This window comes from uncultured Shewanella sp. (assembly GCF_947501665.1).
Classification (GTDB): domain Bacteria; phylum Pseudomonadota; class Gammaproteobacteria; order Enterobacterales; family Shewanellaceae; genus Shewanella.
The window spans coordinates 25,737-41,725 of the sequence record NZ_CANMWS010000025.1 but is presented as its reverse complement, the minus strand read 5'-3'; the positions used below and the strand labels follow the sequence as shown (position 1 = coordinate 41,725).

General features: G+C 40.8%; 11 protein-coding genes. 10 read left to right on the top strand and 1 reads right to left on the bottom strand.

Features of this window, described 5'->3' with window-relative positions; translation table 11 throughout:
• Positions 1 to 2 precede the first annotated feature (2 nt).
• The 6 genes from recB (at position 3) to Q0976_RS18175 (ending at position 9,887) form a co-directional block, all read left to right on the top strand.
• Positions 3 to 3,731, top strand: a complete 3,729-nt coding sequence (gene recB, locus Q0976_RS18200) for an exodeoxyribonuclease V subunit beta (protein ID WP_299495298.1) — start codon at positions 3 to 5, stop codon at positions 3,729 to 3,731.
• 44 nt (positions 3,732 to 3,775) lie between these two features.
• The gene (gene recD, locus Q0976_RS18195; protein ID WP_299495329.1) at positions 3,776 to 5,854 is read left to right on the top strand and encodes an exodeoxyribonuclease V subunit alpha; all 2,079 of its coding nucleotides are present in this window, start codon (positions 3,776 to 3,778) and stop codon (positions 5,852 to 5,854) included.
• Positions 5,855 to 6,037: 183 nt separating this feature from the next.
• Complete coding sequence (locus Q0976_RS18190; protein ID WP_299495297.1) at positions 6,038 to 7,069, top strand: D-alanine--D-alanine ligase; 1,032 nt, start codon at positions 6,038 to 6,040, stop codon at positions 7,067 to 7,069.
• A 98-nt stretch (positions 7,070 to 7,167) separates the two neighbouring features.
• Positions 7,168 to 7,623: an RpiB/LacA/LacB family sugar-phosphate isomerase gene (locus Q0976_RS18185; protein WP_299495296.1), complete on the top strand. Its 456-nt coding sequence runs from the start codon at positions 7,168 to 7,170 to the stop codon at positions 7,621 to 7,623.
• A 291-nt stretch (positions 7,624 to 7,914) separates the two neighbouring features.
• Complete coding sequence (locus Q0976_RS18180) at positions 7,915 to 8,595, top strand: TIGR00153 family protein (protein ID WP_299495295.1); 681 nt, start codon at positions 7,915 to 7,917, stop codon at positions 8,593 to 8,595.
• A 23-nt stretch (positions 8,596 to 8,618) separates the two neighbouring features.
• Positions 8,619 to 9,887, top strand: a complete 1,269-nt coding sequence (locus Q0976_RS18175) for an inorganic phosphate transporter (RefSeq protein ID WP_299495294.1) — start codon at positions 8,619 to 8,621, stop codon at positions 9,885 to 9,887.
• Here Q0976_RS18175 and Q0976_RS18170 read toward each other — a convergent pair.
• Positions 9,880 to 10,806 carry a LysR substrate-binding domain-containing protein gene (locus Q0976_RS18170; RefSeq protein ID WP_299495293.1) on the bottom strand — a complete coding sequence of 309 codons (927 nt, stop codon included), beginning with the start codon at positions 10,804 to 10,806 and terminating at the stop codon, positions 9,880 to 9,882. The genes Q0976_RS18175 and Q0976_RS18170 overlap by 8 nt on opposite strands.
• Before the next feature lie 107 nt (positions 10,807 to 10,913).
• Between Q0976_RS18170 and nhaC the strand changes: the two genes are divergently transcribed.
• The 4 genes from nhaC (at position 10,914) to Q0976_RS18150 (ending at position 15,955) form a co-directional block, all read left to right on the top strand.
• Positions 10,914 to 12,311 (top strand): Na+/H+ antiporter NhaC, encoded by a 1,398-nt coding sequence (gene nhaC / locus Q0976_RS18165; protein ID WP_299495292.1) that lies wholly within the window; start codon positions 10,914 to 10,916, stop codon positions 12,309 to 12,311.
• Positions 12,312 to 12,390: 79 nt separating this feature from the next.
• Complete coding sequence (locus Q0976_RS18160) at positions 12,391 to 13,206, top strand: hypothetical protein (protein ID WP_299495291.1); 816 nt, start codon at positions 12,391 to 12,393, stop codon at positions 13,204 to 13,206.
• Between the two features lie 433 nt (positions 13,207 to 13,639).
• Positions 13,640 to 14,575 carry a LysR family transcriptional regulator gene (locus tag Q0976_RS18155; protein ID WP_299495290.1) on the top strand — a complete coding sequence of 312 codons (936 nt, stop codon included), beginning with the start codon at positions 13,640 to 13,642 and terminating at the stop codon, positions 14,573 to 14,575.
• 159 nt (positions 14,576 to 14,734) lie between these two features.
• The gene (locus tag Q0976_RS18150; protein WP_299495289.1) at positions 14,735 to 15,955 is read left to right on the top strand and encodes an alpha-xenorhabdolysin family binary toxin subunit A; all 1,221 of its coding nucleotides are present in this window, start codon (positions 14,735 to 14,737) and stop codon (positions 15,953 to 15,955) included.
• The last annotated feature ends 34 nt before the right edge of the window (positions 15,956 to 15,989 follow it).

Sequence of the window (15,989 nt, the reverse complement as noted above, 5' to 3'; positions counted from 1 at the left end):
CAATGAGCTCAGCGCCCATTTTGTCACAGCGCCTCGATGCACTGACCTTACCTTTTAAAGGCAGTCGCTTAATTGAAGCCAGTGCAGGAACAGGTAAAACTTATACTATTTCAGGGCTTTACTTAAGGCTGCTCTTGGGTGTGGGTATTGATAAACCCTTAAGTTGCGAGCAAATTTTAGTGGTAACCTTTACCAATGCTGCCACCGCAGAGCTGAGAGATAGGATCCGTAAACGGGTACAAATTGGCTTTAAATGCTTTATGGGGCTCCAAGTTGAAGATGATTTTGTTCAACAATTGTATGCTCAAACACCCACCGATGAACGAGCCATGGGACTCAGGCGCTTAGATTTAGCGTTAAAATCCCTTGATGAAGCCGCTATTTTTACCATACATGGTTTTTGCCAACGCATTTTAGCCGATCTCGCATTTGAATCTTCGCTCTTATTTGAATCGGAATTTACCTTAGATGACAGTGAGTTCTTCCATCACGCTGTTCGAGATTTTTGGCGAGAACAATGTTATGCATTACCGGAAAATATTGCCGGCGTTATTCAAAAAAACATCAAAGATCCTGAAAACTTAGGCAAACAATTACGCTCATTACTAGGGGCCAGTCTCGCCGTTGCCACACCTAAACCCATGGCCTTTGATACATTATCAACACGTTTGACTCAAAGCTTAAATCGCTTTTTACTTCAATGGCCTCAAGAACGAGATGCACTTGAAGAAATGCTTAAAGCCTTACCCTTAAGTGGGCAGCGTTTTGGTAAGGGCAGTGATGATTATCCTAAACTGACTAAGATGCTGGACGAATTAGATAATTGGGCCGCCTCCCCCCAACGCCCAGCCCCCATAAAAGTCTTGTCTCAACTGGCACTCAGTGAACTGAAATTAACCAAGAAACACCCCATCCCCTCAGCCAGTGAGGCCCCTTTATTAGCACATATTGAGCAGCTTTATCAGCTTTTTGAGGCATTAGTACCCGCTTTTTTATACCAAGCAAGAAAAGGTATCTCACAACGGTTTATTCAGCAAAAAAATGAGCGTAACTTAATGACGCCAGATGATTTGCTGCTGACCTTGGCTCATGCGCTTAACCCTGACATATCCTCATCCGCCAAAGGCACTAATGCTAATCACGATGTCGGCTCTGATCATAATAACGATGAAAATAACAATAACAGCGACATTGATCTCACTCACGCCCATCATGTATTGGCAAAACATATTGCTAAACGGTTTCCTGTGGCACTCATTGATGAGTTCCAAGATACCGACCCATTACAATTTGCCATTTTCAGCCAAATTTACCAAAAAACAGTCTCTAAAGATCACATCGGGTTATTGATGATCGGCGATCCTAAACAGGCGATTTATGCCTTTCGCGGCGCCGATATTCACACCTATATCGACGCAAGACAACAGATCACCGAGCATTACTCCTTAGACACTAATTATCGCTCCAGTCAAGCCATGGTGGATGCGGTGAACCGGGTTTTTAGTCATCAAGATAATGCCTTTATGAGTCAATCGATTCCCTTTGAAGCCGTGAATACCGCTGACAGTAAAGGAGAAAAAGTGCTGCTTGATACTTATCAGCAGCCCCCTCATCTTGACGGCCCCCGCTCAGCCAGCAGTGCGCTGCGTATTCAACTGCTCAGTGAAGATCCTGAAAAAGGATTAAATAAAGTCACTGCAAGAGAACAGCTTGCCCAAGACAGTGCAGAGGAAATAGCAAGGTTACTCAACGGCGCCCAACAAAATGAATGCGTTATTGAACATCGCACCTTAATCGCAAAAGACATTGCCATTCTAGTCAGAGATAAAAATGAAGCCGGCGTCATGAAGAAGGCGCTCGAACAACGCCAAATCGGTGCCGTATTTCTCAGTCGAGACAGTGTTTATGACACCCTTGAAGCACGAGAAATGGCGATTGTTTTACATGCCATGGCCTTACCTAAAAATGAACAAGCCCTGCGCAGCGCCATGGCAACACAATTATTAGGTTACAGCTGCGAGCAAATACACACTTTTAATCTTGATGAAGAAGTGAGACAGGTCTTATTAGAACAATTTTTTCAACTTCACCAATTATGGAGCCAGAGAGGGATCATGCCCGCCCTGCTCTTTTTGGCTCGAGAGACGAAACTCATCGAACGTCTGCTCGACAGTGATAACGGCGAGCGCCGACTCACCGATTTTCGGCATTTAGCGGAATTATTACAGCAAAAATCCACTGAGCTGGATGGCTGTAATGCGTTAGTCAATTGGTATCAGCAAACCTTAATTGACAATACACAGGCAGAAGAAAACCAATTACGCTTAGAAAGCGAACAAAACTTAGTGCAAATTGTCACCATTCATAAGAGTAAAGGACTGGAATACCCAGTGTGTTTTCTGCCCTTTGTGAGCCTTGCTCGCTCAAGCCGAAAACCCAGTACCATGCTGTACCATAAAAATGGGCAACTTATCTGGGATTTATTGCAAACCGACGAAGGGTTTGACGCTTATAAACAGGAAAACCTCGCCGAGGACTTACGCTTGCTTTATGTGGCATTGACTCGGCCTGTGTATCGCTGTTATTTATCCATAGCCAATCAAAGTAAATTCACAAAAAAAGAGGGTATTAAGAGCCAATTACATGAAACAGCCATCGGATACTTATTAGGCATAAAGGATAAAAACTGTGAATTTGTTGATCTTAAATTCGCAGCCAATGCATTACTCTGTGATGCCATCAGTATAAATGATATTGCCGATACGATCCCCTGTACACCGTTTATTGCTGCTTGCCAAACAGAGGCGATACTCTCGCCAAAACCACTCAAACGTGTATTATCAACGCCTTGGCGTGTCGGCAGTTATTCTGGACTCATTAAAAATATTGGCCATGAAAAAGTCATTCCGGGTGCGGATGATGAAGGCTTTAAAGAGATCATCATCATTGATGAAGACGATACAGAAGTGCCAAGCCGATTTACCTTTGAGCGAGGAGCCAATGCGGGAAGCTTTATGCATTTAGTACTTGAACTCATTGATTTTACAAACGCAGAACAAGATTTAACCTTGCACCTTCCTCAAGCCATGAGCCAATATGGTATTGATGAAAGTTGGTTTGATGTGCTCAAGACTTGGTATTTAGATTTATTAATCGCCCCTTTATCTCAAGATAGTGACTTATCATTATCCATATTACCTGCCTCCGCTAAACTGGTTGAAATGGAGTTTTATCTTCCCATTGAAACGCTTAATGCAAATAAGCTCAATGCATTACTGACTGAGTATGGTTACAGTGCTCAGTTACAATTTGATGATCTCAAAGGCATGTTAAAAGGGTTTATTGATTTAACCTTTGAATATCAAGGCCAATTTTTTATCGCCGATTATAAATCTAATCACTTAGGTAAACACTTTGAGCATTATCATCACAAGGCAATGGCTCAAGCCATTGTCGATCATCGCTATGATCTACAATACATCATATATACCCTCGCCTTACATCGCTACCTCACATTACGCCTCGCAAATTATGATTTTGATCAACATATGGGCGGCAGTTATTATTTATTTTTACGCGGTATGTCAAAAGCACATTCATTATCTGGCGTCTTTTATGATAAACCACCTAAAGCACTTATTATGGCACTGGATCAATTATTTGAAGGACATACTAACAGTGTCAATTCAGCACAAAAGCACACACCAGTCCAACAAGAATTATTATTATGAATGATTCCAATCTTTCTACCACTCAACATGGGCCCACTTCACACATGTTAATTGAACGAGACGGGGTCGCAACCCATCAACCTTTACCCCACTTATTAAAACAATGGGAAGAAGAAGGCCGTTTAACACCACTAGATAGGCATTTTGCACTGGAACTCAGTCATATTCACCAAGAAGAGTCACCTTTATTTTTGCTTATTTGTGCCCTATTGAGTCAGTATTTATCCCAGCAGCACACTTGCTTACCACTGTCGCATATTCAATTTGATAATCCCATGCAAGAAAGGATAAGTCAGTGTCAAATTACGGCTTCAATGGAAGACGTCATCACGGCATTATCCCATTTTACGGCCATCTCCAATATACAGCTTTCACCTCAACGTCCATACACAGCCCCTCTTATACTCGATAACGGCTACTTATACTTACAACGTTATTATCAATTTGAAACACAAGTCAGTGATAAATTGTCTTTATTAGCCATTGATAATAGCAACAAACTTAACCCCCATGAGTATCAACATATTGCGACAACGCTGGACTTACTCTATCCAGCAAATATACAAGCTGATCATGCGTCCCTGCAGGATGAGCAACAATTTGATTGGCAAAAAATTGCCACTGCCACCGCTTTAACAAAGAAGCTGGCTGTGATCACAGGCGGACCGGGAACGGGTAAAACCACCACCGTTACTAAACTACTCTTTTTATTATGTTTACAACAAGTAAGCGCAATAACTGATGCCCCACAGATCCTAAATATCAAACTGGTTGCCCCCACAGGTAAAGCTGCAGCACGCTTAAGTGAGTCCATTAAAGCTTCTAAAATGCGACTGGCTGATGAAATCAGCCATTGGCCAACAAGCTCGGCACAAACCCAGCTTCATCTCACCGCATTAATGCAGATCCCTGAAGAAGCAGCCACACTGCACCGCTTATTAGGCGTTATTCCCAATTCTCATCAGTTTAGGTTTAATGAAAGCAATCCATTAAGACTGGATTTACTCATTGTTGATGAAGCCTCAATGGTGGACCTGCCTATGATGCACAAATTATTATATGCACTGCCTGAACATGCACGGCTGATATTACTCGGGGATCAAGATCAACTCGCCTCAGTAGAAGCCGGCGCCGTACTTGCAGATATTTGCGCAGGCTTAGCCGCTCCCAACGCACACACCAACAGTCAATGGCGGATGCGTTATTCTCAGGCCCATGCAATGGCATTATCGCAATTATGCAACAAGGATTTAAGTGCCTTTATTGATGACAATACCCAAGCTGATCGCCCCAGTATTGGCGACAGTTTATGTATGTTAATGCACAGCCACCGTTTTAAAGGGGATGCAGGCATAGGTCAATTGGCCAATGCCGTGAACCAAGCCAATAAGCAAAAAATTAAACAAGTATGGCAAAAAGGTTATCAAGAGCTTTTCTGGCTATCACATCAATTACACGCCAAGGGCAATCTCGGGTTAACCACCTTACTTGAACAAAGTGTATCCGCTTATCGCCATTATTTGACCATGGTGCACCACCAACTGCAATCAAGCGAAACCATAATCTATGCTTTCAATGATTATCGTATTCTCTGTGCCATGCGCAGTGGTGAATATGGCGTAGATGGCATCAATCAAAGTGTGACTCAAGCCCTTTGGCAAGCTAAACTCATTCAGCCACTCCAGGAGTTTTATGCGGGTAGGCCGATTATCATTCAAAGCAATGACTACAACTTAGGATTATTTAATGGTGATATCGGTCTGATTTTACCGGATAAAAACCGTAACGATAAATTAATGGCGCACTTTATTCAAGCCGACGGCAGCATGCTCAGTGTCCTACCCGCACGCTTACCTCAGCATGATACTTGCTTTGCAATGACTGTCCATAAAAGCCAAGGCAGTGAATTTAAGCAAGTCGCCTTAGTGCTTCCAGTATCCCCTAGCCCTTCCCAAAAGCAACTGTTAACGAAAGAACTAATTTATACAGGGATCACCCGCGCTAAAGCACGCTTCATTTGCCTTGGTAGTGAAAAAGTCTTTGAAAATGCATCGCTAAAAGCCACTCAGAGGGCATCAGGATTAGCCGCTCGCTTGTGGGAAAATGACACTCAATCCCTCTAGAAGGAACAGTTGGGGATTAAGTGAGATAAGGTTATAATGCCACTTTATTTTCATCTTTAGCCTACAGCGATTGCCATAACCCAGTGAGACATATCGGCCTCCATCAACAATGGCCTTAACACAATTGCCCTTTCATTCAAGGATAAAGGTGCATTCTACTATTTATAGGAATGAGGAATTTTTATGAAACTGATAAACCTACTGCTTATTTGCGGTGGTGGTGGTGATGAGCATGCTATCTCACTCCTTTCAGCTGATTTTTTTCAGCAGACCTTAGCTCAACTCCCTCAGTTTAATGTCACTCGCGTTGAATTATTACCCCAAGGACAATATCGTACTGAGAATGGAAAAAGGTGTGACATCACCAATCAAAAGCAATTGCATTTCCATGACGGAAATAGTGACAATTGGCCCATTGATTATGTGATCCCTTGTATTCATGGCTACCCTGGCGAAACGGGAGATTTACAATCTTACCTCGATTTAATCCAGTTACCTTATTTTGGCTGTGATGCCGAATCTAGCCGCCATTGTTTTAACAAAGTGACGGCAAAAATGTGGTTTAGCGCTCTCGATATTCCTAATACTCCTTCATTGTTTTTAAGCGAATTAAATCAAACTGCCATTGATAAAGCTGAGCAAGCGCTACACAATTGGGGATCAATTTTTATCAAAGCTGCATCGCAAGGCTCCTCAGTGGGTTGCTATAAAGTGGATGATATCACCCAGCTGAGTGAACGATTAGCAGATTCCTTTCACTACTCAAACTATGTCATTATTGAAAAAACCATTCAAGCGCGTGAACTAGAAGTCGCCGTCTACGAGTATCAAGGCAAAGTCATTGCCACCTTACCCGGTGAGATTATTTGCGCAGCCGATACCTTTTATACCTTTGATGAAAAATACGATACCAACAGCCACGCCACCACGGAGGTGATTGCAAAAGGGCTATCGGTTGATATCACCGACAGTATTCGCCATTACGCCATTAAAGCCTTTAAAGGCATGAAACTAAAGCACCTTGCCCGTGTTGATTTCTTCTTAACAGCAGATAATGAAATTTTACTGAATGAAATTAACACCTTTCCAGGACTCACCCCAATTTCGATGTTCCCTAAAATGTTGCAAAACCACGGCCCAAGTTTTAGTGACTATTTAAGTGATATAATTTTATCCCAGCTTAAAGTAATGACAAAAATACTACAAAACCAGTAAATTGCAAATAACCACAAAAGGCTTCGCCAATCAATACTGGCGAAGTCGCATGTGGCTTTATTAATCATTCAAAACATATTTTCTCATAAAGGAATACAATGAAAATAGCCCTTTCCAGTGATGAACATGCACCCATTGTTGACTTTATTTCAGCTTATCTGAAAAAGGAAAACCATGAGGTGAGCTATTTTGGCCCGCTAAAAGACCAACAAGCAGCCAATTGGCCCGAAGTCACCCAACAAGCGGCAGAACAAGTAGCCAGTCAGCAAGCAGCCTTTGGCATTTGCTTATGTTGGACAGGTACAGGAGCCTGTATTGCTGCGAATAAAGTCAATGGAATACGCGCCGCTTTATGCCACGACAGTGAAACAGTAAAAGGGGCAAGATTATGGAACCATGCCAACATACTGGTTCTGAGTATTCGAAGTACTTCAATTCCCCTTGCTGAAGAAATGTTAAAGACTTGGCTAACTTCGCCTGTCAGTAAAAAGACGTGGGATCTCAAACAAATCGCTTATTTACACCAAATAGAAGGGCATTTTGACACAGATTGAAAGCAACAACCTTCAAGTCAGCTGCGTAAACAATACTGCCAAAAACAAACCACACACGTGTTCATAACCGCTAAATAAGTTAATAAAAAGATAATTTGTTAGCCATTGACCTATCTGTGCTATTTAATGTTGTGATTTAGCTAATTTTACTTACACTTTGATGTTGAAGCATTGTGTTTAAGGGCGAAAAATAGCCATAAAAGCTGTTTTATCATTTGAATTGCATAAAGCTTACGCTAACATGCCCTCGATTTTTCTTAAAGTCGCATCATCAAAAATAGGTAAACGGCCATGCCCATCAACTCTATTTTAAACGTGTTTGCAAAATCGCCCATTGAACCACTCCAAAAGCATATAAACAAAGTTCATGACTGTGCTTGCCTTCTCACTCCATTTTTCAACGCTGCCCTATCGAGTGATTGGAATAATGCAGTGAAAATAAGAGAGCAAATCAATTTAACTGAGAAAGAAGCGGATAATTTAAAACGAGAAATTCGTTTAACCTTACCCGGCGGGCTCTTTATGCCTGTGGAACGAACCGATTTATTAGAACTACTCAGTCATCAGGATAGAATAGCCAATAAAGCAAAAGACATTTCTGGACGTATTCTAGGCCGCGAGCTAATGCTACCGACACAAATTCACTCCCCTTTCTTAGCCTACCTTAATAGAAGCCTTGATGCCGTCACGATGGCAAAAGAAGCCATTAATGAACTGGAAGATCTACTTGAAACTGGTTTTACAGGTCGAGAAGTCAACCTTGTAGAAAAAATGATCAGGAAAATTGATAGTATCGAGGAAGATACTGATATATTGCAAGTCGCTATTCGCAGGCAACTATTTGAAATAGAAGACACACTGAACCCTATCGATGTCATGTTAGTCTATAAAATTATTGAATGGGTAGGTGATTTAGCCGATTTAGCCGAAAGTGTTGGTGCGCGATTGGAGCTGATGTTAGCCCGCGCATAGCCAAATGTTATTGGAGTTAAGATATGGTTGATGTATTAATCACAAATGGTCCATGGTTAATTGGAATTGCAGCAGCTTTTGGCTTTTTCATGGCATGGGGAATAGGCGCTAATGATGTCGCCAATGCGATGGGGACATCTGTTGGTTCAAAAGCCATCACAATAAAGCAAGCCATCATTATCGCCATGATCTTTGAATTCGCTGGTGCCTATTTAGCGGGAGGGGAAGTCACAAATACCATTCGCAGCGGCATCATTGACCCTCAATATTTTGTCGATATTCCACAATATCTTGTATATGGCATGTTGGCTTCTTTGTTGGCCGCAGGTGTCTGGTTAGTCACCGCCTCAGCCTTGGGCTGGCCTGTATCCACCACCCATTCTATTGTGGGGGCCATCATTGGTTTTGCCGCTGTGGGCGTCAGCCCTGATGCCGTCGAATGGGGTAAAGTCAGTGGCATTGTCGGCTCTTGGATCATTACCCCAGCCATTTCTGGCGTGCTGGCTTATATTATCTTTCAAAGTGTTCAAAAACTCATCTTTGATACTGACGATCCTCTGAGAAATGCTAAACGTTTTGTTCCTTATTATATGGGACTCGCAGGCTTTGTTATTTCCCTTGTTACCTTAAAAAAAGGGTTATCACATATTGGGCTCAATGTGGGTAATGTAGAATCCTACACCATTGCTATTGGTATTGCCGTGTTAATCACGATTATCGGTATTATTGCGATTAGTCGATTAACATTAGATCCAAAAGCCGATAAAGATAGTCACTTTGCTAATGTTGAACGTGTTTTCGCCATACTCATGATCATGACGGCCTGCTGTATGGCCTTTGCACATGGTTCCAATGATGTCGCTAACGCCATAGGACCATTAGCAGCCATTGTGTCTATCGTGAATAGTGGAGGGGTCATTGCAAGTCAATCTCCTTTAGTCTGGTGGATTTTACCCCTAGGCGGACTCGGTATTGTTTTAGGCTTGGCCATTTTTGGTCAAAGGGTCATGAGAACCATTGGTTCTCATATTACTCACCTCACACCCAGTCGAGGTTTTGCCGCCGAATTATCTGCCGCTTCAACGGTGGTTATCGCCTCTGGTACAGGCTTACCCATTTCAACAACTCAAACCTTAGTTGGGGCGGTATTAGGAGTGGGAATGGCCAGAGGCATTGCTGCAATTAATATGGGCGTTGTGCGCAATATTGTCATATCTTGGATTGTCACCCTCCCCGCTGGTGCCGCTTTGTCTATTGTCTTTTTCTACATCATTAAAGGGATCTTTAATTAGGGGCTGCGACACTTATTGCTTTCACTTCTTCTTGCAGCCAAGTGATAAAAGTGGCCAAACTGTCACTTATTGGCATCATGGGATTATGGACTACATGATAATGACAAGGATTGTCTATTTCCGCTCTCGTCAGTGCCACGAGTTGGCCACGACTCAAAGCATCCATCACTAAAGAGGTACGCCCCATCGCCACCCCGTGACCCAGCTCTGCAAGCTGCAAGGTAATATTGGATAGAGACTGACGAAGAGGTTGTTTATTTGAAAAAGAGAGATTCTGTGATTGAGCCCAATCACGCCAAGTGTCCCGATTATGCTGCGTACTTTCCTCTCCTAATAAGGGTAGCGTCATAAGTTTTTTTAATGCTTTTAAATTCAAAGGTGGCTGTAAATTATGCTGATGCATAAAATCAGGGGAACAAACAGGAAATAAATGCTCTTCAAATAAAGCCTCACTTTTAACATATTCGATGTCTTTTTCGCCATAAAAAAGGCCCACATTAGCATGATATAGATTAAAATTTAGGGGATCAGATACTGTATTCACTGTCACTTTAATATGTTCGAATGCTTGATTAAATGCCAATAGACGTGGAAATAACCAGCGAATAGCAAAACCGGGAGGGGTCGATATAACTAACTCATTACTATGTTTTTTACGCCTTTCAATCTCAATAGTTTGCTGTATATGATGTAAATTAACCGTCACAGAGGTTAATAAAGCACGCCCAGATGGCGTCAAAATAATACACTTACTTTCACGATTAAAGACTTTAAAACCCACTCGTATTTCAAGATTATTTATATGCTGACTTACCGCACTCTGACTGATCCCTAGCTCATCTGCAGCCTGAGTAAAACTATCATGCCGGCTGGCACATTCAAATATTTTTAAAGCCTGTAATGAAGGTAGAATAAACATAGCTATAAGTTTTTACTAATGCGTTGTTAAGTAAACTAGGATAGAAGATTCAATTAAGTTTTGCTAGCTTGAAATAACGATATAACCCTAAATTTAGGAGTGGCATTTTGAAAACACCCAGTTTCTTACAGTCCTTAGTGACCTTTTCAGCCATTATCTGTGTGATTGGTTTTGGCCATTTCTATTTACACACTAGCTTACATAGTCTCATGCTCATCAGTCTGATTATTGCAGGGTTCAGTGCACTTCCTTTGAGTCAAGATAGATTTACTTCCATTCGTAAGGCAATGAATAAAGGGATCCAAACGGCTTTACCCGCTATTTATATTTTCTTATTAATTGGCGTCTTGATCGCGGCGCTCATTCAAAGTGGTACGCTCGCCAGCTTGATTTATTACGGTTTAACCTTTATTTCACCGAGTATTTTCTTACCCGCAGGTTTACTCCTGTGCAGCCTAATGTCAATTGCAACAGGCACAAGTTGGGGCACTGTAGGCACTGCTGGTGTCGTATTGGTTAGCCTAGGCCAAACAATGGGACTGCCGATACCAATTATTGCAGGCATGGTCGTATCAGGTGCCAGCTTTGGCGATAAAATGTCACCGGTTTCAGATACCACTAACCTTGCAGCAATGTCATCAGGTACTGATCTGTATCGCCATATAAAAAGCATGACCTACACGACAGGTCCTGCATTTTTAATCACCCTCATCATTTTTAGCTTCATAGGCATCTTTTATAGCCAAAATAGCCATACTCAAATTGACTTAAGTATTATTTTAAGCGCCATTACTCACACATACTCCGTTAGCCTGCTCAGCTTACTCCCGTTAGCCGTGATGATTATTATGAGTCTCAAAAAGTACAGCGCTGAAGTGGCAATGTTAAGCGCATCCACTGTTGCCGTCATATTAGCCATTTGGCTTCAAAATGCGGATTTGAGCGCTGTACTGGCCTCTTTATATAAAGGCGGCGACTTCAGTACTGGCCTTAATGATTTAGATATTTTGTTTAATCGCGGCGGAATGGCCTCAATGATGTGGACACTGTCTTTAGCGTTAATGGCGCTCGCTTTGGGAGGCATTTTAAATCACTTTGGTTTCTTACATGTTTTAATTAAAGGCATTCTTGTAAAAGTAAAGCGTACTGGCACCTTAGTGGCTACCACAATATTGGCCTGTTTTATTGGCAATGTTGCCATGGGAGAAGCCTATATGTCTATCATTCTCGGGGGAAGTTTATTTGGCGAAGCCTTTGACGATCAGTCACTTGATAGGTCAGTCATGTCCCGCTCACTGGAAGAAGGAGCAACATTAACGACGGCCTTAATCCCTTGGACCACTGCAGGTGCTTTCTTTTCATCCAGTTTGGGAGTGAACGTGTTTGATTATGCCCCTTGGGCCATACTTAATTGGCTAAATCCATTATTGTCTATTGCCTTTGCGTATTTGGGCATTGCCATGTTCAAAAAAACATCAAGTTTAACATATAAACCAACTACTTGATCCATATCAGATGATCTGTAGTTTCATATCACTCCCATCCCTCTATCTATGACCCAATATCAAGCTTAAGGAACAAACCATGTGTATCGATACGACCCTCCTGCAATCAGACTGCTTACAGAGCTTACGCACTCTACCGGCCGATCTCATTAATGACATTCCTGCTTTATTAGTTAATCGTGAAGGAAATACCGATAACGCTTATATGCGTACCGAAAATTTTATTGGTTATGCTGCGCCAAAACAAACGTATACTTTAACGCTAAATGGTTTTACACCCGCTAAAGATAAGGCTGTGGCTCCATTAGTCTCACCCATTTGCCCTCCCCACCTCACACTAGAAGGAGAATGGATAAGCCATATTGATTTGACTATTGATGATGCTAATATTCTTGGCGGGAATGGTCGATATTTACTACCAAAAGGCACCAAGAGTTTAAATATCCCCGTAGCCGAAGCCACGTTTGCACACCTTGCTTATTATGGCTGCCACCTTGTGCCATTAGGTGATACTCTCAGCTTTGATACTGACGCTAATATTCCTTTAACCATTACCGCTATCGGTGAAGATTATGCAAAAGAATATCTATTTGATCCCATCATGGGTGGTGGAGCCTACTTAGAAGTCCATGATAGGCCCCATTTTCATATGCCACTGGATCCCAGTGCAGGCGGTTACCTCATTATCGGTAAGAAAAATCATAAAGGCGAAAGCGAAGTTTCTGCTTTTACGATTCCTTATGGTTACGGCATCAACATGGCACCATGGACTATCCATGCTGACTCTTTTTTAACCGGTCGTTATATGGTCATTTATTCTGTCACCAAAGCCTTTTCAACTGTCATTATTCGACAAAATAATGGTGAGCTTGCAAAAGTTAACTTTATAAAATAGCTCCACCCGCCTTTACTCCTCCCTTATTCGCATTAAGGCCAGCGCACTTTCGCTGGCCAAACAACCATTTTTATCAAATAATTCTCATACTGAGCATTATTGATTGAATAAGTTAAAATAATAATCAATTTAAAACCATAAAAACAAACAGGTCAGACCCCAAAACAAAACATAATGCAAACACATGCAAAACATTTATTAAACATAATTGATTGCAAAATAATACCAATGATATCAAACTGATACATATTACACCCTCTTGTTACACACACGTTAATATCACAAGTTTTTTTTTATTCTCAGTTTATTCTTTATTTGCTCTCAAAAAACGTTAATAAAACGTTAAACATTCACACACTTCATTTTATTTTTTATTAGCCATTAAAACTGATCACAGGTATAAAAATATGTAGGAACATAATGGAGTGAATAAATGGATCGTTTTTTATCAATGAAAGTGTTCGTCCGTATCATTCAATTAGGCAGCTTTACTGCCGTCGCTTCTGAAATGAATATGACACAATCTTCTATTAGTAAAAGAATCGCAGCCTTAGAAGAAAGCTTAGAGACAAAACTTATCATTAGAAACTCTAGAAAAATATTACTTGCTGATGTCGCATCTAATTATTATAAACAATGTATACGTATTCTTAATGAGCTTGAAATAGCAGAAAACGAAATAAAAGAAAATACATTAATGCCAACAGGTAATTTACGAATGAGTTTACCAGATACCTTTGGTAGAGTATTTATTACTCCTCATTTAATCGAATTTAAAAAAAAATATCCAATGATAAATCTTGATATTGATCTTTTAGGCCGTCGAGTTGATTTAGTTAATGAAGGTATTGATGTGGCCATTAGAATCGGTCATTTAGCCGACTCTAACCTAATAGCAAGAAAAATTGGTTCTTGTGAACGAGTGTTAGTCGCTAGTCCCCAATACCTAGAATCACATGGAACACCACAAACGTTAGATGATCTCAAGATGCATAATTGTCTCTGCTTTACTCAAAGAGGGGAGTTTAACCATTGGAATTTTATATATAAAAAAAATAAAGCCAGTATTACAATTCATGGTTCAATAAAATCCAGCTCTGGTGATGTGCTCAAACAATCTGTAGTTGCCGGCCTAGGGATAGCCGTACTCCCTCAATGGCTAATTGATGAAGATATACAAGCCGGAAAGCTTATCCCTCTGCTGCCAGAATATTCACCAGTGGCATTTCCAATACACGCTGTATATCCACAAAACCATTTTGTCCCATTAAAGGTAAAATGTTTTATTAAACACTACAACGATATTTTTTTTAACAACCCTATTATCAATAAAAACAGTTTAAAAAAACCATCTATTGTTTTTAACTAAACAATATTGAGAGATACATATATTCTAATTAAGAATGTATCATATTCCAATGAAGTACTTTATTTTATTATAATTATCTTTATTATAACAATAAAAAATACATTTAAAAACTAACGCTTAATATTGCCCTAAATAAAAACTCAATAAGGAAGTATAACAATGAAAGAAACAACTCAAAAAATAATTAAATCTGTTTTTGCCCTTTCATTAATTAGTGCTAGCGTCATGGCTCCACTCCATGCCACGACTATCGACCCCATTGATTATGACACTGTCGCTGGCACCAATGGTCAATTTATTGATCTTGAATCTGATGCATTCTTACTTAAACAAGAAGAATGGTACACTATCCAAGCCTACGTTGAAGAAGCCATGCGCCTTCCCATCACTGAAGCCTCCATGATTAACGCTTTTGTCATTCCAAGTAATGTGGCATTCACCACTTTTCAGCCTTTACTGGATGAATATGTCTCCGTTAACACTACCGCAGATAATTGGAACCGAACCTTATACCCTAATATTGTCAGCTTAGCGCTTGAACTCAGTAATTATGCTGACATTCATGCCATGTTTATGCAGCCCTTAATTGATAGCTTAGTCACCATGAAAACAGCTGCATTATCCGGGGATTTAGCCACAGCTGAAACACAAAGAGCAGTTTCAATTTCATTATTAAATATTCTAAAATCTTATGCTGTCACCCGTGAAGCTGACACGGCGAAAGCCGAAGCCGATTTACTCAATTTTGCCGCTGATATCGCCTTACAAAGTGGTCAACTTGATACACTGAGAACGACCCATGCTGATTACTTACAAGATGATGGAAGTGAGCTAAAAGTTCAAATCGCAGAAATTCAAGCTAGGGTCAATCAGCTTAATGCTGAATATGATAAATACGTTACCATCGCAGCAACAACGGTAACTTACGCTTGGGTTCCCGTTTACGGTATTCTTGCTGCAGCTCCTGTTGCTGGCATTTATGGCGATAAAGCCGAAAAAGCCCGCAAAGAAAGAAATCAATTGAAAAATGATATAAAGGCACTTCAAGAACAATTAACTTATAGAGAAAATATTTACGTCTCTTATCAAAAATCATATGCAAGCATTGTAGGGATGGAAGATAAAATTCGCGCCGCTATCACTCATATCAATAAACTTAAAGGTCACTGGCAAGGCATTAATGCCGATTTTGACGCAATGTTAGAGCATATTGCTTCTACAGAAGGCGAAAATGGTTTAGATAATGCCTTAGCCCTAGTGGCAAGTATCACTGCTTCTTTAACGGTCAGCCAAATTCAAACTGAATGGCAGGAAATATCCGAAAAAGCAACAGAATTTGCTCAAAATGCTTATATCATCGTTGAAGATGAATCTTTGTAACTTGATGAATAATCGTTAAGGGCAGCCACTCTTT